Source organism: Epilithonimonas sp. 33E, from assembly GCF_059372615.1.
Map to the genome: position 1 here is coordinate 2518914 of NZ_CM182009.1, position 20451 is coordinate 2539364.

The 20451-nt window shown below is 36.7% G+C and carries 18 protein-coding genes; 9 read left to right on the plus strand and 9 right to left on the minus strand.

The annotated features are described in order from the left end of the window. Positions 1-58: 58 nt before the first annotated feature. The gene (locus tag AC5P2S_RS11565) at positions 59-1405 is read left to right on the plus strand and encodes an AAA family ATPase (protein ID WP_494554945.1); all 1347 of its coding nucleotides are present in this window, start codon (positions 59-61) and stop codon (positions 1403-1405) included. Between the two features lie 27 nt (positions 1406-1432). Here the strand turns inward: AC5P2S_RS11565 and AC5P2S_RS11570 are convergent, their stop codons facing one another. Beyond that, a complete protein-coding gene (locus tag AC5P2S_RS11570; RefSeq protein WP_494554946.1) occupies positions 1433-2362 on the minus strand; it encodes an SPFH domain-containing protein in 930 nt (309 codons plus the stop codon). 182 nt (positions 2363-2544) lie between these two features. On the opposite strand from AC5P2S_RS11570, the gene AC5P2S_RS11575 reads away from it, so the two are divergent. Both AC5P2S_RS11575 and AC5P2S_RS11580 read left to right on the plus strand, forming a co-directional pair. After that, positions 2545-4194, plus strand: a complete 1650-nt coding sequence (locus tag AC5P2S_RS11575; RefSeq protein WP_494554947.1) for a peptide-N-glycosidase F-related protein — start codon at positions 2545-2547, stop codon at positions 4192-4194. Between the two features lie 90 nt (positions 4195-4284). Beyond that, positions 4285-5145: a tyrosine-protein phosphatase gene (locus AC5P2S_RS11580; protein ID WP_494554948.1), complete on the plus strand. Its 861-nt coding sequence runs from the start codon at positions 4285-4287 to the stop codon at positions 5143-5145. 23 nt (positions 5146-5168) lie between these two features. On the opposite strand, the gene AC5P2S_RS11585 is transcribed toward AC5P2S_RS11580, so the two are convergent. The 5 genes from AC5P2S_RS11585 to AC5P2S_RS11605 all read right to left on the minus strand — a co-directional run bounded on the left by AC5P2S_RS11585 (position 5169) and on the right by AC5P2S_RS11605 (position 10741). Then, on the minus strand, positions 5169-5345 hold the full coding sequence (locus tag AC5P2S_RS11585; protein WP_283418058.1) for a type II toxin-antitoxin system antitoxin: 177 nt from the start codon (positions 5343-5345) through the stop codon (positions 5169-5171). Between the two features lie 15 nt (positions 5346-5360). Next, positions 5361-6230, minus strand: a complete 870-nt coding sequence (locus AC5P2S_RS11590; protein WP_283418057.1) for an SPFH domain-containing protein — start codon at positions 6228-6230, stop codon at positions 5361-5363. Positions 6231-6340: 110 nt separating this feature from the next. Next, on the minus strand, positions 6341-9574 hold the full coding sequence (ccsB, locus tag AC5P2S_RS11595; RefSeq protein WP_494554949.1) for a c-type cytochrome biogenesis protein CcsB: 3234 nt from the start codon (positions 9572-9574) through the stop codon (positions 6341-6343). 92 nt (positions 9575-9666) lie between these two features. Beyond that, positions 9667-10080 (minus strand): DUF6326 family protein, encoded by a 414-nt coding sequence (locus AC5P2S_RS11600; RefSeq protein WP_494554950.1) that lies wholly within the window; start codon positions 10078-10080, stop codon positions 9667-9669. Between the two features lie 19 nt (positions 10081-10099). Next, positions 10100-10741, minus strand: a complete 642-nt coding sequence (locus AC5P2S_RS11605) for a DUF4386 domain-containing protein (protein WP_494554951.1) — start codon at positions 10739-10741, stop codon at positions 10100-10102. Between the two features lie 184 nt (positions 10742-10925). Between AC5P2S_RS11605 and AC5P2S_RS11610 the strand changes: the two genes are divergently transcribed. The 5 genes from AC5P2S_RS11610 (at position 10926) to AC5P2S_RS11630 (ending at position 15675) form a co-directional block, all read left to right on the plus strand. Next, entirely contained in the window at positions 10926-13391 is a 2466-nt protein-coding gene (locus tag AC5P2S_RS11610; protein ID WP_494554952.1) for an FtsK/SpoIIIE family DNA translocase, read from the plus strand. A 79-nt stretch (positions 13392-13470) separates the two neighbouring features. Beyond that, positions 13471-14292 carry an AraC family transcriptional regulator gene (locus AC5P2S_RS11615; RefSeq protein ID WP_494554953.1) on the plus strand — a complete coding sequence of 274 codons (822 nt, stop codon included), beginning with the start codon at positions 13471-13473 and terminating at the stop codon, positions 14290-14292. A gap of 100 nt (positions 14293-14392) precedes the next feature. Continuing rightward, complete coding sequence (locus AC5P2S_RS11620; RefSeq protein WP_494554954.1) at positions 14393-14989, plus strand: NAD(P)H-dependent oxidoreductase; 597 nt, start codon at positions 14393-14395, stop codon at positions 14987-14989. Positions 14990-14994: 5 nt separating this feature from the next. After that, positions 14995-15144, plus strand: coding sequence for a hypothetical protein (locus tag AC5P2S_RS11625; protein WP_494554955.1), 150 nt, complete (start codon positions 14995-14997; stop codon positions 15142-15144). An 84-nt stretch (positions 15145-15228) separates the two neighbouring features. After that, positions 15229-15675, plus strand: a complete 447-nt coding sequence (locus tag AC5P2S_RS11630; RefSeq protein ID WP_494554956.1) for a phosphohydrolase — start codon at positions 15229-15231, stop codon at positions 15673-15675. Positions 15676-15695: 20 nt separating this feature from the next. Here AC5P2S_RS11630 and AC5P2S_RS11635 read toward each other — a convergent pair whose 3' ends face one another. The 3 genes from AC5P2S_RS11635 to pdhA form a co-directional block, all read right to left on the minus strand. Then, positions 15696-16433, minus strand: coding sequence for a DUF2490 domain-containing protein (locus tag AC5P2S_RS11635; RefSeq protein ID WP_283418048.1), 738 nt, complete (start codon positions 16431-16433; stop codon positions 15696-15698). A gap of 385 nt (positions 16434-16818) precedes the next feature. Further along, positions 16819-18429, minus strand: a complete 1611-nt coding sequence (locus tag AC5P2S_RS11640) for a dihydrolipoyl dehydrogenase family protein (RefSeq protein ID WP_494554957.1) — start codon at positions 18427-18429, stop codon at positions 16819-16821. 95 nt (positions 18430-18524) lie between these two features. Then, positions 18525-19526, minus strand: a complete 1002-nt coding sequence (gene pdhA / locus AC5P2S_RS11645) for a pyruvate dehydrogenase (acetyl-transferring) E1 component subunit alpha (protein WP_283418102.1) — start codon at positions 19524-19526, stop codon at positions 18525-18527. A 319-nt stretch (positions 19527-19845) separates the two neighbouring features. Here pdhA and AC5P2S_RS11650 point away from each other — a divergent pair, with 319 nt between their 5' ends. After that, a complete protein-coding gene (locus AC5P2S_RS11650; RefSeq protein ID WP_283418046.1) occupies positions 19846-20445 on the plus strand; it encodes a phosphatase PAP2 family protein in 600 nt (199 codons plus the stop codon). Positions 20446-20451: the final 6 nt, after the last annotated feature.

Sequence of the window (20451 nt, forward strand, 5' to 3'; positions counted from 1 at the left end):
GATAGAAATGTTACGCCGATTTGTATAGTTTTTGTTAATTTTCTGAAAAGATTTAAAAATGACTCAAAATATCACTGAATTTTCTAAAAAACTAAATATCTCCGAAGAAAGCATCAAGCAGTTTATCCAGGATTTCAATCTAGAAATCTCAGACTGCCTTTCTCCAAATCTCGGTATTACTCAAATTTTTGAAAAATTTGCCGATGAAAATAAAGAATTTCTAAAAAAATATGATGAAGATCTGAATAGAGAAAAAACAGCAGACGAGATTGCCGAAAACATCCATCAGCCTACAGAAAAAGTAGAGCAAATCATTCAAAATCAATTTCCTAATATTTATGATAATGGCATTTACAGGTCGTCGATCTCAACATTTGGGATAGATAATCAGCTTGGTGGTGATTATCAGTTTATTTATAATTATTTTGGGAATAAAACAGAACTGAAACATAGGGATTTCATCGGTTACAGAGATTTATTTTTTTACATTTCTGATATGCTGGAACCATTTATCAATCCTGAACAGTCTAAAAACTGGGGTATCCAAAAAGCGGCAGGAATTGTAGTTTATGGACCTCCTGGAAGCGGTAAAATCTTCTGGGCAAAAAAAATTGCAGAAATGATCGACTTTGATTTTTTCGAAATTCGGAAGTCTCAACTCAAATCAATTTTGATTAATGATAAAAAGCTGAACTTTGATGAATACCTTTCCCAGATGCTCAAAAAGGATAAGGTTGTATTGTTCCTCGAAAATTTTGATGACATAATGATGTTCAAACAGGACAATCAAAACATCATTCAGGATTACGAAGATGTTAAAGAAAGCATACTTCACAGCATCGAAAAATTTGAAAAAGAAAATGTGCTAATGATTGGTTCTGCAAAAGAACTGGCTGAGATAGAATCTGAGATTTTAGCTCCGGGAAGATTTGATGTTCTGATTCCTATTTTCCCTCCGAACAAACAGGAACGTGCAGAAATGCTTCTTTTCAATATGACAAAAAACCTGAGTAAGGATGCGACATTATTAAAAATTTTACAATATAATCAGGCTGATCAAATCCCATTCTGGAAAGAAACTGCAGAAAAAATGAAAGTTTTTTCTAACACAATGCTGGTCGATTTCACGCAAAGTCTCAAAAAAAGAATCAGAAGTTTGTATTTGAAAAACAAAACTGAAAATATCCGGATCAGCCAAGGGATTCTCGACGCTTGTTTAAAAGAATCAGCTTCTAAGCTCACTGGCGAATATCTCAATAATGTTCAGGAGTTTCTATCTGAAGCTGAAGATAATTCTTACGATCGATTTGCAGGAAGAATTGAAGATCTAAAACAGGAACTGGAAACTTACAAAGCCAAAGAAGAACCTGTAAGAACCATTGGTTTTCATCCGGACGACAAATAAAAAGCCTGAATTAATCAGGCTTTCATTTTATAAGAAATTTGGATTTTGTCGATTAGGTTTTGGATTATCAACATTATCAATCTGTTTGGAAACAGCCATTGCCGCAACAAGGTCATTGAGCATTGTGCTGGCAGCGGTTGGTGTATTCGGCAACAAAACAAGATTTGATCTATTATTAGCACCAATTGATTGCAATGTGTCATAATGCTGAGTTACAACAATCAACGCAGAAGCTTCATGCGGTTCAATCTGGACGCTGTTGAGCATTTTCACAGATTCTTCCAAACCTTTCGCAATTTCACGTCTTTGATCCGCAATACCCTGCCCCTGTAATTTTTTGGATTCAGCTTCGGCTTTTGCAACAGCTACAATTCTGATTCTTTGCGCCTCAGATTCATATTCAGCAGCAGTTTTTTCACGTTCAGCAGCATAGATTCGGTTCATAGCGTGCTTTACTTGTTCGTCAGGATCGATATCAGTCACCAAAGCTTTAATAATATCATAACCATAACTTTGCATTGCTTCCTGAAGTTCTCCTTTTACGGCAATTGCAATATCATCTTTTTTTACGAAAACATCATCCAGTTTTAATTTAGGAACTTCCGCCCTTACAACATCGAAAACATATGAAGTAATCTGATCCTGAGGATTCTCCAATCTATAATAAGCATCCCCAACCTGGGTTCTGATTACCTGATACTGTACGGAAACCTTCATTTTGATAAAAACATTATCCAACGTTTTGGTATCGATCATTACATCCAATTGCTGAATTCTAAGATTCATTCTTTTGGAAATCTGATCGATAAACGGAATCTTAAGATGAAGTCCGGCGTGTCTCACAGAACGAAATTTACCCAAACGCTCAACAATCGCTGCAGTTTCCTGTTTAACAGTGAAGAACGAAGCAAATAATGTTATTAATCCAAAAAAGACAATAAAACCAATGTATATCATAATTTGTAATTTTTCTTAAAGATAACTTTTCCCCATGAAAACAGCAAGTTTTATTAATAACAGGATTCTTTATGAAAAATCAAGCTAATTAAATAATATTCATACTAAAAATCACAAAAAACACCATTAAAAAACTCATATCTGTAAAGATTTCCTAAATTTGTTATAATAATAAATCTAATATGAAGAAAACACTACTATTTGTTGTTGCAGCCTTTGCAATAGCACCATTTCTCAGAGCTCAAAACGTAACGGTTTTTAATGATGTTCCATTCTATAGCATGTATCATTATCTTGGAGCAGGAGAATCTTTACCTCCTGAAGCATATTCGCAGATCCCAAACGGAGCCATTCGATTGCACGCTTATGAACAGGACATTATTTCCCGAAAACTGACAGATAACGAAATTGCATCTATCGGAAGCAATGTAAAAATGAATATTGTTTTAACTGCCGCTTGTGATAACTATGACAGACTTGCCGGCGTTAATCTGGTTCTTGTACCAAAAGGAAGCACAAGTTATACTTATAATCAGGCTGACATCAAGCGTATCGAAATTGGAAGATTCATTACACCATTTATGAATAAGAATATTTCACCAACTCAGGTTCCTTACAGCTATCAGGTTGACAATATATCTAATATTTTACATGACACTTCGCTTGCATCCGGTTATGATTTTTGGATTGAATTCCGGGCAGACGGCTATTCTGCTGCTGCTCAAACGCAAGTATCGGGCTGCGCAGACAGAACAGATGTTTTCCGTGGAAATCTGGAATTTGTGACCAGCGGAACCGCAACATCATCACAGAATTTCTTTTTACCCTTATCTTATCGTCAGAATCTGAATAATTATAACGCCACCGATGTTCCCGGACAAACAACCAGGATTGTAAACTTCACACTGGATCAACCGGTTCAGAACGCAGTTTTATATCTGGTTACTTCCAATCACGGCTCTAACTCAGGCGGTGAAGAATACGTGAGAAGACAACACTTTGTATATCTGGATAATCAGTTGATCCATGAATATAAACCTGGCGGAAAAACCTGTGAAGACTACAGACAATATAACACCCAGGGCAATGGCATCTACGGAACAACTGTGAAACCGCTAAGAAACTGGATGAACTGGAACAATTGGTGTCCAGGAGATGCCGTTCCAAATCGTGAGGTTATGTTAGGTAATCTTCCGGTGGGATCTCATTCTATTAAAATTGATGTTCCAGATGCGGTTTTTAAAGACGGGCAGGGTTATTTTCCGATTTCTATGTACATACAGAATCAAAAAAGCGGACAGATCATTTGTGCTGCACCTACACAATTCCAAATTACAAGTCAGGTTGGACAGGAAATTAATATTTCATGGAAAGAGAATGGAAATGCTAACCAATGGGAAACAATCTGGTCTAGAAAAAACGTATATACATCAGACTATGAAGATATTCATCAGATATCAAATATCCCCGTAGATTCTAAAAATGAACTTACAAAAAACTGGTTATATGAGATGTATGTTAAGTCAAAATGCATTAACGACAACATAAACAGCCTTTGGGTTGGCCCAATTTATTCTACTGTTATCAAATTAGGAACTGATGAAGCTAATGCAAAAAAATCTTCGGTCTATCCAAATCCTGCAAAAGATTTTATCAATATCAATTCAACTGCAAAAGTGAGTAAAGTTTCTGTTTATAATACAGATGGTAAAATCTTGTTAGAAGATAACTCTACAAAAATTAATCTTTCAAAATTACAGCCGGGAGTTTATCTGATGAAAATCGATTTCGCTGATGGTCAATCGGAAACACAAAAAGTCATTAAACGATAATTAATCATCTAGAATATTAAAATTCCTGCTTATTTCTAAGCAGGAATTTTTTGTTAGAAAATATTTAAGTTCTACAATCGTTTTTATAAGATGAGACATTTCTATTATTTAATTTTCCTCTTTTTTATTTCCTGTAAAACTTACACTTCTTCCAAGACAGAGTTTTCAACCTATTCCAATCAAAATCACATCGGGATAAAGAAAGTTTATAATCTAAGATATCTAGGCGGTATTAAAAATTCTGAAGGGAAAATTCTGAAAGACAGTTTAATCTACCGAAGCGGAAACCTTCACAACCTTAGAAAGTCTTCTTTTGATGAATTGACCAGAATGAAGATAAACAAAGTTATTGATCTTAGAACAAAGCAGGAAATTGCAAAAGAACCAGATCAACTGCCTAAGAATATGATTTATAAAGTTTATTCTGCTTTTGAGGATAAAAATGATGAAATGAGAAATGCAAAACAACTAGCTTTGAAAGGAAAAATAAGTGAGAATGATGCTGATAAAAGAATGATAAAATTTTATACAGATTATGTTTCTGAAAATCCCGAAATCATTAAGAAAATCATTACTGAAATCCTCAATTCCGATCAACCAATACTCTACCATTGCACAGCAGGAAAAGACCGAACCGGAATAATTACAGCCTTGATTCTGAAAGTTCTAAAATTTGATGATGCCGTAATTTTTGAAGAATACCTACAATCCAACAATCTTCGAAGCAAAATTATTCAGAAAAGATTGAATCTTGCTGATAACTTTCATTTTATATTTCCAAAATTAGATATGGGTGTTATTGAAAAAACAAGTTGGGTTGAACAGAATTATCTCCAGTCGGCTTTTGATGAAATCGACAAACAATATGGATCAATCGACAATTACATTCATCAAGTTCTGGGAATTTCCGATGAGCAAAGAGAGATTTACATTCAGAAGTTTTTACAATAAAAAAGCAGTCCGGTTGGATTGCTTTACTTTTTATCTGTTGATTTGTTATCCGTTTTATCTTTTTTTCTTCCCGAATTGATAAGGCTCTGATTAATGATATACTCAAGCTGACCGTTTACACTTCGGAATTCATCAGCTGCCCATTTTTCCAGCAATTTATACATCTCATCATCTAGCCGTAAAACAAAACTCTTCTTCATCAATGCTAGATTTAATTAATTATAAAGTGTTCCTGCATTCAGAATGGGCTGAGCCGCTTTTTCGCCACACAAAACCACCATCAGATTACTTACCATTGCTGCTTTTCTTTCGTCATCCAGTTCAACAATATTTTCCGCAGATAATTTTTTCAATGCCATATCAACCATTCCAACAGCACCTTCAACAATTTTTGCTCTAGCAGCCACAATCGCAGTTGCTTGTTGTCTTTGTAACATTGCTCCAGCAATTTCTGACGCATAAGCCAGATGACTGATTCTAGCTTCCTGAACAATAATTCCCGCCGTAGAAAGCCTGTCTGTCAATTCTTTTTCAAGAATATGATTGACATTATCTCCGCCATCACGCAAGGTAATTTCCGCATTTTCGTCCTCTAGATTATCATAAGGAAAGCTTACTGCCAAATGCCGAACAGCTGCCTCGCTTTGGATTCTCACATATTCCATGTAACGTTCCACATCAAAAGCTGCTTTGTAAGTGTCACCAACTTTCCAAACAATTACAGCGCCGATTTCTATCGGATTACCCATTTTATCATTCACTTTCAAGGTTTGTCCTTGTAGGTTTTCAGAACGAAGACTCATTTTCTGAGTCGAATATAACGGGTTGATAAAAAACAATCCATTATCTTTCACCGTTCCAACATATTTACCAAAAAAGCTAAGCACCCTGGAATGGTTCGGCTGGATGATCATTAAGCCTTTCAAAAAAAAGATAAAAGCTAAAAAAGAAATAGCCGCAAAAAACATAGAAGCGGGATTTCTATTACTCGCACCGTTAATAAAAAGAAAAACACTTAATCCAAAAAGGACAAGACTGATTACTAACGCCAAATAGCCAGACAAAGGTTTTACAATTTTTTCCATAATGTATTAATTTGATATTAATTTGATATCATAAATATACAATTTATTTTAATACAAATAATAAAAAAAACCGAACTTATCAAAAGTCCGGTTAATTTATGTAAAAAGTCTTAAGGATCTACCTGTGTCCTTTTTTCTTGTTTTTCATTTAGTTTTTTATACTTAAACCAAGCCGCTACTGACAATGTCAGCATATAGCCCAAACTTATGTAAACCCAAAGTGGCAAAGGAATTGGATCGCCTTTGGCGTATGAGTGCAATCCTGACAAATAATAATTCACTCCGAAATAGGTCATCACCATAGAACAGAATGCGAACATCGTTACCACATGGAAAGTATATCTGCCTCTCAATCCCGGAACTAATCTCATGTGAATTACAAAGGCATAAACCATAATGGAAATGAAAGCCCAGGTTTCTTTCGGGTCCCAGCTCCAGTAACGTCCCCAGGATTCGTTGGCCCAGATTCCTCCTAAGAAGTTTCCGATAGTAAGAGCTAGCAATCCAATATTAAGAGACATTTCGCTAACGATTGCCAATTCTTTAAGTGTTGTGTCATTATGTTTTTTAAACACATTTTTATTGGCGATTACATAGAAAATCAAGGAAATCATTGCAATGAGCATCGATAAAGAGAAAAAACCATAACTCGAGACAATGATTGCAACGTGAACTACCAACCAGTAAGATTTAAGAACCGGTACCAATGGTGTAATTTGTGGATCTAATGCCGAACCGCCGTGTGCGAATCCCATCATAATTACTGCAACCAAAAATCCTGCTGCAGGAATCAAAGCGTTGGCATTTCTGTATAAAGCGTAGCCTGCTGTAATTCCCACCCAAGAGATAAAGACAATTGCCTCATAACCATTACTCCAAGGTGCGTGACCAGAGATATACCACCTTGCAACCAACCCTAAGAAATGTAAGACATAACCAACAGCTCCGATATAAATGATACCTTTTTTAACATTATGAAGAATTTTATTTGGTTTAAATAACTCTATAAACCCTAGAACTAAAAGCAAGCCACCAATGATGGTGTAGAAAATCAATAATTTGAAGTTGATATCCAGTTGATTCATCAAAACTTCTACTTTTACCTTTGTTTCGGAAGGCACTACATTTTTACCCCATTTCTGTTGATACTCTTCTACTTTTTTAAGTTCTGCATCTGCCTTAGCCCAGCTTCCGCCTTGGGTTGCTAAAAGTACGCTTGACAAATATGGCCCTAAAACAGCCTGAGCATTTTCGTCCGGTTCAAAAGAAGGTGTCATTACAGAATTCCACGTGTGATTCGGGTCATTTTTAACAGGAACCGTCCTGAAATACTGGTAAGACATGATTCCGTTCAATACCTGAACTTTATCATTTAGTTTGATAACTGCTTCGTCATATCTTGTTCTCTCAGACGCCTTTTTACGGAAAGCATCATTATAATCATCTTCCAGGACGAAACGAAGATTACCATTTTTATCGGCAGGGAATAATTTAATCAAACTTGTAAAACCTTCATCCGTTGCTTTTGTTTTAGCTCTGAGGTCTTTTCCGACTTTTCCGGCAGTTTCAATTTTAATGATATTGACCTGAGCCCAAAACATCGGATCTATTGTAGCTGCCAAAAACCATTGGTTGGCATCAAGATCCTGGAATTTGGAACGTGAAGTTAATTTATGTAAAATATCAAGCGCCTGGGTATTTGCAGGAACAATACGACCTTCATAATTTTGAACTAATAAAGATCCAAACTTGTCTGCATGCTCTTTGTTGATTGTAATGTTTTTTACCATTTCATCAGCATCCAAAACCATTGGATTTTTACCTGGAGCCGGTTTTGCTTCAGTTGAATGAGAATGATTCTCATGACTTCCGTCTTTGCCGTGCATATCGATTTCCTGTGCATTAAGCCCAAAACTTAATAAAAGTAAAAGAACTGCAGCTGTTTTTTTCTTGCTGATGGTTTTCAGCATTTGATTCAGGCTCCAGAAACGAGAACCTTTCCAGAACAAGGTTACAAACATTCCTAAAAACAAGAATGCATAACCGATATAACTAATCAAAGTTCCCCAGAAATCGTGGTTGACAGAAAGAACGGTACCTTTTCTGTCCGGGTCAAAACTTGCCTGGAAGAATCTGTAACCTTTATAATTAAGAACATGATTCATATAGATATTGTAAGGCGTTTCTTTTCCTTCATCAACGATTCTAACATGAGATTCATAAGCTGACGGCGAAGAACTTCCCGGATAAGTTTCCATCACAAATTTCTCCAGTTTAAGTGCAAAAGGCTGCGTGAAATAAATTTTCGGCCCGAATCCTAACATGATATCCAAACCATCTAAGTGAATCTGCTTGTAATTATTCGGGTTTCCTTTTTCTACAACCAAATCAACAACCTGCTTAGTCTTCGGCCCGGCAACTTCTACTTTCAACATATCCGGAACATCTTTATCTTTTTGTTTATCGCCTTCGTAAGCAACTAATTTTCCGCGTTTCGTCCCTTCAGGAATTACCAATTTCAACTGGTCGATGGTATAAAGACTTCTCAACGCCAAAGGTTGAAATTCATCTTTTTTAGTGGTTCCCGTCGCCTGGGTTGCCATCGTCATATAAGAAGCATCGCTCGGCGTTTTGATGTAAAGCTGTCCGTCTTTTTTCTGAAATTCAACGGCACCTTCAATCGCAGTTCTGTTGTAGCTTACCAAAGTCCCGTTGATGTTCTGAACCTCACCTTCTGCCAAATAGATGTTCTGACGTCCGCCCATATCACCGGTTGAAACCAGATGCAAATATTCTTTTCCAGCTTTGTCAACAACCAGGCTGTCTTTTTTTCTTTGAATATAATCAAGGGTTTTTACAACGATTTTTTCTTTTCCAAGGAAATCATAAGTTGCCTTGAAATCGTGATGAAGCGGTGACATCAGGTAAGGAACATCATGATAATTCTGTTGCTCTCCTTTTTCCTCGATTTTGATTTTGAAAAAATGTTTGTCTGTTACAATTTCGTTAGATGTTTCACCTTCGCGGATATGCATTGTTCCTTCAAAACTGATGTAACGTGTTATTGCTCCACCAATGAAAATCAGGATGAAAGCCAAGTGGAAAACCAAAACCGGCCATTTTTCCCTTCTCCAGAGTCTGTATCTCCCGATGTTTCCAATGAAGTTGAGAATCAACAAAAACATGATAGCCTCAAACCATTTTGCTTCGTAGATAAGAGCTTTTGCGGTTGGCGTTCCATAATCGTTTTCAACAAAAGTGGCAACTGCCATAGAAATTGCGAAAATCAGCAACAACACAGCCATCATTCGCGTAGAAATAAGAATATCCTGAATCTTTTTCATTCTGAAAGTTATGATTCGCAAAAATAAGGATGATAATTTGATTGGGCTAATTAAAACATCGATTTATGATTTTTTTCATTTAAAAGAAAGATTTAAATTGACTTTGGCCAATTCCAGGATTTATAAACAATTATCGCAGTTACCAAACTCTCTAAAAATGCAAGGAATACATAAAACGTTTTCCATGCAGATAATGATGAAATCCCGACTAATAAAGTAAAAACACTAAAGAACAGCCCCCAAATAATATTAAGCCATTTGGCAAAATTTGCTTTGAGCATAAGGTTTAAAAAGATTAATAGTGCAGGAATTGCAAGAAGTACAGTGGCTAGAAATAATTTCCCAGGATTATCCAACATATTCTGACCGTTTAACAACCCATTTACCTTTCCGGGAACATACAGCTCAAAATAATCTCCATAAATGTATAAAAACATAACACCAGTCCATAATGCGGATAGTTGAAGTTTTATATTGATCTTATGATCTTGTAATTCTGTTTTCATAATTGTTTATTTATATTTTTTAAGTTTTTGTTTTTCTCGCTCCTACAACCAATAACCAAAAGCAAATACTGAATTCACCTACTGTGGGCAATAACTTGAGATATTGTAAAACACCAACACTTTGATAATCAACAAATAAAGTATTTCCGAAAAAATTAATTAAATACCCAAAACATCCGACCATCAATAAGACTCCAATAATCTTGGGGTAGAATCCTGATCTGAAGATCAAAAAACCAAAAGGTAACAGCCAAAGCCCCCAGAATATAGTAAGAATAAAAATCCCATTATCGTAATTATTGAGAAGCTCCATAATTTTTTCCGATTTTTGAGCCAGATCCGATGTATTATCTTTAATTAAATCAAGAATAGCATATTTATTTATTAAGTTGTAAAATGAGACCGGAACGCTGATCAACGCAAGAATCATCATTACTCTTGCGACGAAAATATCTACTGTACGTAATATTTGATATAAGAAAATTACCAAAAATGTGAAAGCAAGATAACATATTACACTACTAGCCAAGCTGATTCTGAACATGCCGGTTTTTTGACTTATATTTTGAGCCGTCTCTAAAGCATTGCCGTAGACGAACAAATTTTTCGGAACATACATCAAGCTGAACAATCCGGTGATAATGACTATTAAATAAAGCATACCGGCAATTCTAGATAATAACATTCGGTTCTCTGTCATAGTTTTATTTTTATTGAATATGTCTGGGAATTTTTTTTTTTGTTACTAGCCTGACAATTAAAAATAAGTTTATCACAAAATCCTTTCTTTATTTTTATCCGAAAGAAAAAACATTAAATTTGCAACTATTGACTATTTTTTGAAAATGAACAACGAACAGAATACGCCCTCCAGCACAAGCAAAATCATATCGAAACCAAGAATTATTTCCGGAATTACTTTTATCGTTTTATCGGTAGTTTTGGCTCTTTCTTTCGTATCTTATCTGATGAACTGGAAATCCGACCAAAGCCAAGCAGGAACAATGGCTGATAAAACGGTACAGTCTTCTAATATATTTGGGAAAATCGGTGATTGGCTGGGCAATCTTTTCATTTTTGAGAGCATTGGCGTTGCCGCTTTTGTGGTGGCATTTTTGTTTTTTGTTTTCGGAACATTGATTTTTAAAAAAAATTATTTCAAACCTTGGAAAACTATTTCTCACAGTTTGTTTTTCATTTGCTGGACACCGATTTTCTTTGGTGCAGTGACTAACGGTGAAGGTGTTTTAGGTGGTGTTTACGGTTATCAGATCATGGATTACCTGAAGTCTTATATCGGTTCCGTTGGGCTTTGGATGGTTCTTTTGGTAAGTTTTGCATTATATTTTGTTTTGGAATTTAACTTAAGACCAAGCTCTATCAAAAATAAGCTGAATGACATTAATGATAATACTTTCGGAAAACTGAAAAGTCTGATGCCGGATTCTGATGAAGAATTTGAGGCAGATGAAGAACTGGAAAAAGAAATTGTTTCTCAATCTCCTGCTTCAAATCAAGATCAGGATTTCAGCAATATTAAAGTTACGCAGGATTTTGAACCTATCAAAACACCGAATCAAACATCATTCAAAGAAGAAATCACAGAACCGATTAAAGAATCTGTTCCTGAACCAATCATATTATCTTCTACTCCCACTCAGCCTCAAAAGACAATTGTAGAAAGTCCGGTTGTCAAAACTGAAGATGATTTTGCTTTCAATGTGGAAATCAAAAAAGATGAAGACTTTCCAGCGTCTGAAGAACAACAAAAATCTGATGACCTGGTGCAAAAGCACGGACTCTATGACCACAAACTGGATCTGGCAAAATTCCAAATGCCTTCCGTAGAATTATTAAAGGATTATGGCAACGAGGAAATCACCATCAATAAAGACGAACTCGAAGAAAATAAGAACAGAATTGTTGGCTTGCTGAAAACCTTCAACGTCGGCATTTCTGAAATAAAAGCGACGATTGGACCAACCGTAACACTTTACGAGATCGTACCGGAAGCAGGAATCCGCGTGGCAGCCATTAAGAAATTGCAGGACGATATTGCACTTAATCTTTCTGCTCTTGGAATCAGAATCATTGCGCCAATGCCGGGAAAAGGAACAATCGGGATTGAAGTTCCCAGAAAAAACCCAACGATGGTTTCAATGCGTTCCGTAGTGGCCTCTCCAAAGTTCCAGAATGCAGATATGGATTTGCCTGTCGTTTTCGGACGCACCATTTCCAACGAAGTGTTTGTAGCTGATCTGGCAAAAATGCCTCACCTTTTGATGGCTGGAGCAACGGGACAAGGAAAATCTGTTGGTATCAATGCGATTTTAACGTCATTGATTTATAAAAAACATCCGAGCGAACTGAAATTCGTTATGGTGGATCCGAAGAAAGTAGAATTATCACTTTATTCAAAGATTGAAAGACATTATCTGGCGAAATTGCCTGATACAGAAGATGCGATTATCACAGACAATGCGAAAGTAATTAATACTTTGAATTCACTTTGTATTGAGATGGATGACCGTTACGAATTGCTGAAAAATGCCTTCTGTAAAAACATCAAGGAATACAATGCGAAATTCGCTCAACGAAAACTTAATCCTGAAAATGGTCACAGATATTTGCCCTACATTGTTTTGGTGGTGGACGAATTTGCGGATTTGATTATGACCGCTGGAAAAGAAGTAGAACATCCGATTGCAAGATTGGCTCAGCTGGCAAGAGCGATTGGAATACATTTAATTGTTGCAACACAAAGACCGTCTGTAAACGTTATCACTGGTATGATCAAAGCAAATTTCCCTGCGAGGGTTGCTTTCCGTGTGATTTCCGGGGTCGATTCCAAAACCATTCTGGATTCGCCTGGAGCGGAACAATTGGTAGGAAAAGGCGATATGCTTTATTTTAACGGCAATGATCTGACACGTCTTCAATGTGCGTTTGTCGATACGCCGGAAGTGGAAAGAATTGCAGAATTCATCGGTGAGCAAAAAGGTTATTCGGATGCTTATCTTTTGCCTGAGTATTCCGGAGAAGAAGGCAGTTCTACGGTTGGTGCTTTTGACCCGAACGAAAAAGATGCATTATTTGAAGATGCTGCTAGAATTGTGATCTCTACACAACAAGGTTCTACATCTATGCTACAAAGACAATTGAAATTAGGTTATAACAGAGCCGGAAGAATTATGGACCAATTGGAAGCGGCTGGCGTGGTTGGCGGTTTCAATGGTGCAAAGGCGAGAGAGGTTTTGATATCTGATCTTAATTCTCTTGAAAGATTGCTGGATGAACTGAAAGGAAGATAATTTAAAATAAGATTATAAAGCGCCAAATAACTGGCGCTTTTTTATTTGTTTTGATTATTTTTGAATAGGATTTAATAGAATGCAAGAAAATGAAAAATATAGAAATTTCAGAATATCTGTCCCGGCAGAATATGAAGAAATTTTTACTCACTTTTATTTTTCAGAAAATAACTCTGACGAAACCATTACCAAAACATTGCTGCCTTCATTTCAGACAATTTTGATATTTGATTTTGGTGTAAAGTCGATACTTCATTCGAAAAACAATAACGACATTGAGATTGACAGATGTATCGTTTTGGGACCAATAAAACAATCCTTAGAATATTCGTTACCTCCCCAATCAGAAATTTTGATCGCCAATTTTAAAGATGATTCTTTTTATCGTTTCTTCGGCAGTACAGCTATGGCTGAACATTTTCCTATTAATCCGGATGATTTGTTAGAAAAAAATTGCTTTACCATTTTGTGGACGGAACTCAATAAAATAGAAAGTACTGAAAATCGTATCAATTATCTTCTTGATTTTTGCAAACCTTATTTGAAACAGAGAAATAGCATTGTAGAGAAACTGTTAAACTTTACAGATGAAAACTTAAATCCAATCAAATCAATCGCAAGCCAGCAAAATCAAACCGAAAGAAACATACAACTCAATCAAAAAAAGCATCTGGGATATACTTCCAAAGAAATCAATCGATATTCACGTTTTGTAAAATCCATCAGGCTTATTCAAGATTCAATTTCGACATCAAAAAAAATTGATTGGTTTGAAATAGTTGATGAATGTGGCTATTACGACCAGAGCCAATTGATTCACGACTTTAAATACTACATCAATCTAAGTCCTAAAAATTACCTCAAATTCCAACAGGATATTTGCAATCCAAAAGAGGAATAAGAATTTATATCTGTAAATCAAAAAGATCAATTTCGTTTTCTTACAATTTTAGCAACTTGCACCACTCTACTTTTGTCCTATCAAAATAAAAAATAGGACAATGAAACATTTAATCATTTATGCTCATCCCAATCCAAACAGCATCAACAGCCAATTCAAACAGACTCTTACTGAGTTTTTATGGGATAACGGACACGAAGTTATTATCCGCGATTTGAATCAACTTAATTTTAATCCCATTCTGTCGCTGGAAGATATGGAAGGACAGCGGATGGGAAGAGTTGCGGACGATGTAACACAGGAACAAAATTACATTTCTTGGGCAGAGCATATTACGTTCATCTATCCAATTTGGTGGACAGGGATGCCTGCTGTTATGAAAGGATTTATAGACAGGGTTTTCAGTTATGGTTTTGCATATCGTTATGATCAGGGCGTGCAAAAAGGGCTTCTTACAGGTAAACAGACAACTATTATCAACACTCACGGAAAATCCAGAGCCGAGTATGAAAGCATCGGAATGGACAAGGCTCTTTCCTTAACTTCCGACAAAGGGGTTTTCACCTATTCCGGACTTGAAATCAATCAGCATTTCTTCTTTGATAAGGCTGACAAAGCAAACTTTGAAATCATTGAAGACTGGAAACAACAAATCATAAAATCATTTAAATCAAATTCTACCACAATTAAAAATTAAAAAAAATGGAAAAATCAACAAACAAACCATTCGACAAATCTGTTTATAATCCAATTCTTTTCGGAAGTTACAAAATAGTGAAGAAAATTCTGAAGTATGCTTTTTTCATAGCCATTTCATATTTTGTTTATGAAGAATTTATGGATTGGGATTAAATTTAAAAACGGCGTGAAAAACTGAGTTTTTCACACCATCTTTTCATTTTCTTTTCATAATTTCGTTTTAAACTTTTACAATAAATGTCCACCCACGAACTTCTCAACAAAGCTATAAAAATCGCTACCAAAGCCCATAAAAAACAAACCGACAAATACGATGCGCCTTATCTGGGACACGTTTTCCGGGTGATGAATGCCGGCAAAACCATCGACGAAAAAATTGTTGGTGTTTTGCACGACGTCGTAGAAGACCACCCGGAATTTTCCTTCGAATACCTCAGAGAAAAAGGCTTTCCCGATTACATCCTGGAAGCTGTGGAATGCCTTACAAAACGCGAAGAAGAACATCTGAATTACGATGCCTTTATTGCAAGAATTGAAAAAAGTCCGCTTGCAATTGCTGTAAAATTGAATGACTTAAGAGATAATATGGACTTAACAAGATGTACAGAATTATTACAGGAAAAAGATTTGAAACGTTTCAATAAATATCTGAAGGCGTACCTTTATCTTTCTGAAAAGTATTAAAATCAGCGAGAAAAATTTATCTAATCCACCATAGGAATCACAATATCCTTCTCGTCATCGGTTCCATCGAAAGTGAAGTTGAGCGCAAAATAAAGAAAGTGAAAATTATCATTGCCTTTGGTGGAAAATTCTCTCTGGAACATATAACCCGTGGTTGCAGACAATGTATGATTGAATTGGTAACCAAAACCCGCAAAAGTCCGGTTTCGTTTAAAATTCGGGTCTTTCGGACCAAAGAATAATTCTTCAAAAGCATTCATAAAGAAAGTTTCTTCCTGAACTTTTGGTTTGTTGATTGGTAAAGTTGCGCTCAGCCTGTAACGGAATCGGTTCGCTTCTGTATGTTCTCCAGTTTGGCTGGCGTAGAAAAACCGGTGTTCTGCCCTGCCTCTGTGATCCAGTTTCAGTCGTCCAAATCTTTGCGTAAAAGTATATTGCAGCCAAAGTCTGAATTCCTCCTGAGAGATCTTCATTTTTTCATAAGTACCATATCTTCCAAGCCCAACAAATGCCTGATTATTTTTATTCAGGTTATACCCGATCCCGCCTTTGGTTTCATAGTAATCAATCACCGTGTAATCGCGTCTGGCTCTTGTTTGGAGTTCTAAATAAGCCATCCATTTCGGATTCATCTTATACGTAAAAGACATCATATTAAAACCAGAAAGGTGATCCTGACCAAACGCAAAAACACCTAAAAACAGAAATACAAAACCAAGCTTTTTCACGATGCAAAGATAATCAAATACAACATTCATAATAATAATTTTTTGGGCGTAACCCTTTGTTTTTACTCACAAACTTTATCAATAAAATCAACATTTCCAGTTCGGCAAAAACAAGCGGGTCGGCCTGTCCACTACTATCTTTTTGTCAAGAACATCTCCCATCCAAATTAGCATTATTCCATAAGATAAAAAGGATATCCGTTACCATCCCTTACGCAACATTTACACAATCTAAAGTAACTTTCAACACAGAATCTTACGCAGCCCGACTTGAGCGGAAATCCTTTTTACGCAACGTAGTGGAGTGAAAAGATTGGGAGCGGAAGGCGGATTAAGCTGCCCAAATTAAATTAAATCACAAAAAAAACCTTTCAACAGAATTGAAAGGTTTTATAAATATTTCGAATAAGTTATTCTATCCTAATAAAAGCGTCAACGGACTTTCCAGGTAAGTTCTCAACGTTTGCAAGAACTGAGCTCCTGTTGCCCCATCGATTACTCTGTGGTCACAAGCCAAAGACAACTTCATTGTATTCCCAACAACGATTTGTCCGTTCTTCACAATCGGTTTTTCAATAATCGCTCCTACAGATAAGATTGCAGAATTCGGTTGATTGATGATGGATGTAAACGTCTCGATTCCGAACATTCCAAGATTAGAAACAGAGAAAGTAGAACCTTCCATTTCGTTAGCTTTAAGCGCTTTGGTTTTAGCTCTTCCAGCCATATCTTTTACTGCAGCAGAGATTTCGTTATAGTTCATAAAGTCTGTATTTTTCAATACAGGAACTACTAATCCGTCTGGAACTGCCACTGCTACACCAACGTTGATATTTCCGTGGTGAACAATTTTATCGCCAGCCCAAGAAGAATTAACTTGTGGATGTTTTCTCAATGCTACTGCAACCGCTTTGATAACCATATCGTTGAAAGATACTTTCGTATCCGGAACGCTGTTCATCTCTTTTCTAGCTTCGATGGCTTTATCCATATTGATTTCAACCGTCAAATAGTAATGTGGCGCTGTGAATTTACTTTCTGCCAATCTCTTCGCGATGATGTTTCTCATCTGAGAGTTTGGTGTTTCAGAATCTTCACCCGGAGTGAATGCTACACTTGGCTGTGCAGATACTGCTTTTGGAGCAGATGCCGCAGCAGCTGGTTGTGCAGAAGGCTGATAGTTTTCAACATCTTTCTTCACGATTCTACCGTTTTCACCAGAACCTTTGATTCCGGAGAAATCAATTCCTTTATCCTGAGCAATTTTCTTAGCCAATGGAGAAATTGCTACTCTTTCACCAGTTGATGAAGCAGCAACAGGGGCAGCTTCTTTTTTATCTTCGGTTTTGGTTTCAGCTTTTGATTCTGTTTTTGGAGCGGCAGCTTTTTTACCACCTCCGGAAACTACTGCAGAAACATCAGTACCCGCAGGTCCAATAATTGCTAAAATTTTATCAACTTCCGCAGCATCGCCTTCGCCAACACCTTGGTATAATAATGTTCCATTGAATTCTGACTCAAAATCCTGAACCGCTTTATCTGTTTCGATTTCTGCAAGGATATCACCTTCTTTCACAGCATCACCAACATTTTTATGCCACTTCGCCACTTTTCCTTCCGTCATTGTATCAGAAAGTCTAGGCATCGTGATGACTTCTACGCCTTCTGGGATATCAGCAGAAGCCGACTCTTCAGCAGCAGGTTCTTCTTTTGCTTCTTCAGCTTTCGGAGCTTCCGGTGTAAAGCTAGCAGCGCTTCCTCCGCTAATTAAAGATGAGATATCTTCTCCTTCTGCTCCAATGATTGCCAAAACAGAATCTACAGGCGCTTGTCCTCCTTCTTCTACTCCGACGTATAATAATGTACCATTCAGTTCTGATTCAAAATCCTGAACGGCTTTATCAGTTTCGATTTCTGCAAGGATGTCGCCTTCTTTCACAGCGTCACCCACTTTTTTGTGCCATTTTGAAACTTTACCTTCCGTCATCGTATCCGATAAACGGGGCATAGTAATTACTTCTGCCATAATTTTTTATTGATTTGAGATTTGAGATTCGAGATTTGAGATTTGAGATTCATTGAATTCAAATTTCAAATTCTTAAATTCAAATTAATAATATTTTAGTTTTCTAATTTATCAATGAAAGGATAATCCGGTTGAGAATAGATAAAGTCGTAAACCTGAGAAGCATCCGGATATGGAGAACTTTCCATAAACTCGATACATTCTTCTACGAATTCTCTTGACTTTTCGTCAATAGCTTCCAATTCTTGTTCTGTAGCCCAATTGTTTTCCAAAAGTCTGCTTTTCACAATCTCGATTGGATCTTCCAACTTGTATTGTGCTACTTCTTCTTTAGTTCTGTAAGGCTCGGCATCTGACATAGAGTGACCTCTGTAACGGTATGTTCTAGCCTCGATGAAAGTTGGTCCGTCTCCTCTTCTTGCTCTCTCGATCGCTTCGTAAGCAGCTTCAGCTACTTTTTCCGGATCCATTGCATCTATAGGAAGACAAGGCATTTCATATCCTAATCCTAATTTATAAATGTCTTCGTGATTGGCTGTTCTCTTAACAGAAGTTCCCATTGCGTAGCCGTTGTTCTCACAAACGAATACTACAGGAAGCTTCCAGTTCATTGCCATATTGAAAGTCTCGTGAAGTGAACCCTGACGAACAGCGCCATCACCCATAAAACAGATGTTAACGGCTTTTCTGTCAAAATATTTGTCTGCGAAGGCGATACCAGCTCCCAAAGGAATCTGTCCACCTACGATACCGTGTCCACCATAAAAGCGGTGCTCTTTGCTGAAAATGTGCATAGAACCACCCATACCTTTGGATGTTCCGGTTGCTTTACCACAAAGCTCAGCCATAATTCTTTTAGGATCAACGCCCATTGCCATTGGATGGATGTGACATCTGTACGCAGTAATCATACTGTCCTTTGTCAAATCCATTGCATGGGTAAAACCTGCCGGAATCGCTTCCTGACCGTTATATAGATGTAAAAAACCTCTGATTTTTTGTTTTAAGTAAAGAGAACGGCATTTGTCTTCAAACCTTCTCCACATCGTCATTTCCTCATACCATTTAAGGTAGACTTCTTTAGAAAATTCTTTCATTGTTTTTTCGAAATATGTAGCAAAAATAAGAAAAAAATCCTTTTTTATTGTCAGCATAGAATTATATTTTTGTAATGCCTAATAAATATCACATTGGCGCGCATTTTCTGTGAAAGGGAAATTTTTCTACCAGAGGCAGTGCGTGAGCGATGGCAGCGGCTATCCTTTTTGTTTTTTGGGAACTATGTTCCTGAAAAACAAAAAGATAACAGCGGACAGCGCGGCCCGCTTGTTTTTCTGCGATGGAAAATGCGGTGGAAAAACAAAGGGACACGCCCCAATATTTATTTTTTGTATATTGACGCCGAAACTTATCTGAATGGAAATCAATAGTCCTTTTATTCTCAAAATATCGAAAGTTATTTCGAATTTTTTTAACCCGTTGGTTTCTCTTGTGATCTACTTTTTCTATTACAGTTACAGGAATTATACCTGGGAAGAAGCATCGAAGAAATTTATACCGATTTTGCTGTTGCTGATTATCCCAATCGCAATCTGGATCTACAGGAATGTGAAGAAGGGAAACTATACGAATATGGATGTTTCTAACCGGAAACAGCGCCACTCTCTGTACATTTTCATCATTGTTGCGACGATTGTTTTCCTTGCCGTGGATTATTTTCTGCACCGGGAGATCGACTGGACAATTCTGATGTTGTGCATCTTACTAATCCTGATGCAGGTCAGTAATTTTTTCATCAAAAGCTCGATGCATACAAGTCTGAACATCTATGTTGCGGCTCTGTTTTTTGCTATTAATCCAATGATTGGAATCTTCTGGTTTCTACTGTCTGTAGTTATTGGAATTACCCGGATTATTCTGAAAAGACATACACCTCAGGAAGTGATATCGGGCGCTGTGATTGCGATTTTTGTATCTTTGGTTTATCTGATAATGGTAAAAGCGATTATCTTCTAAAAAAAT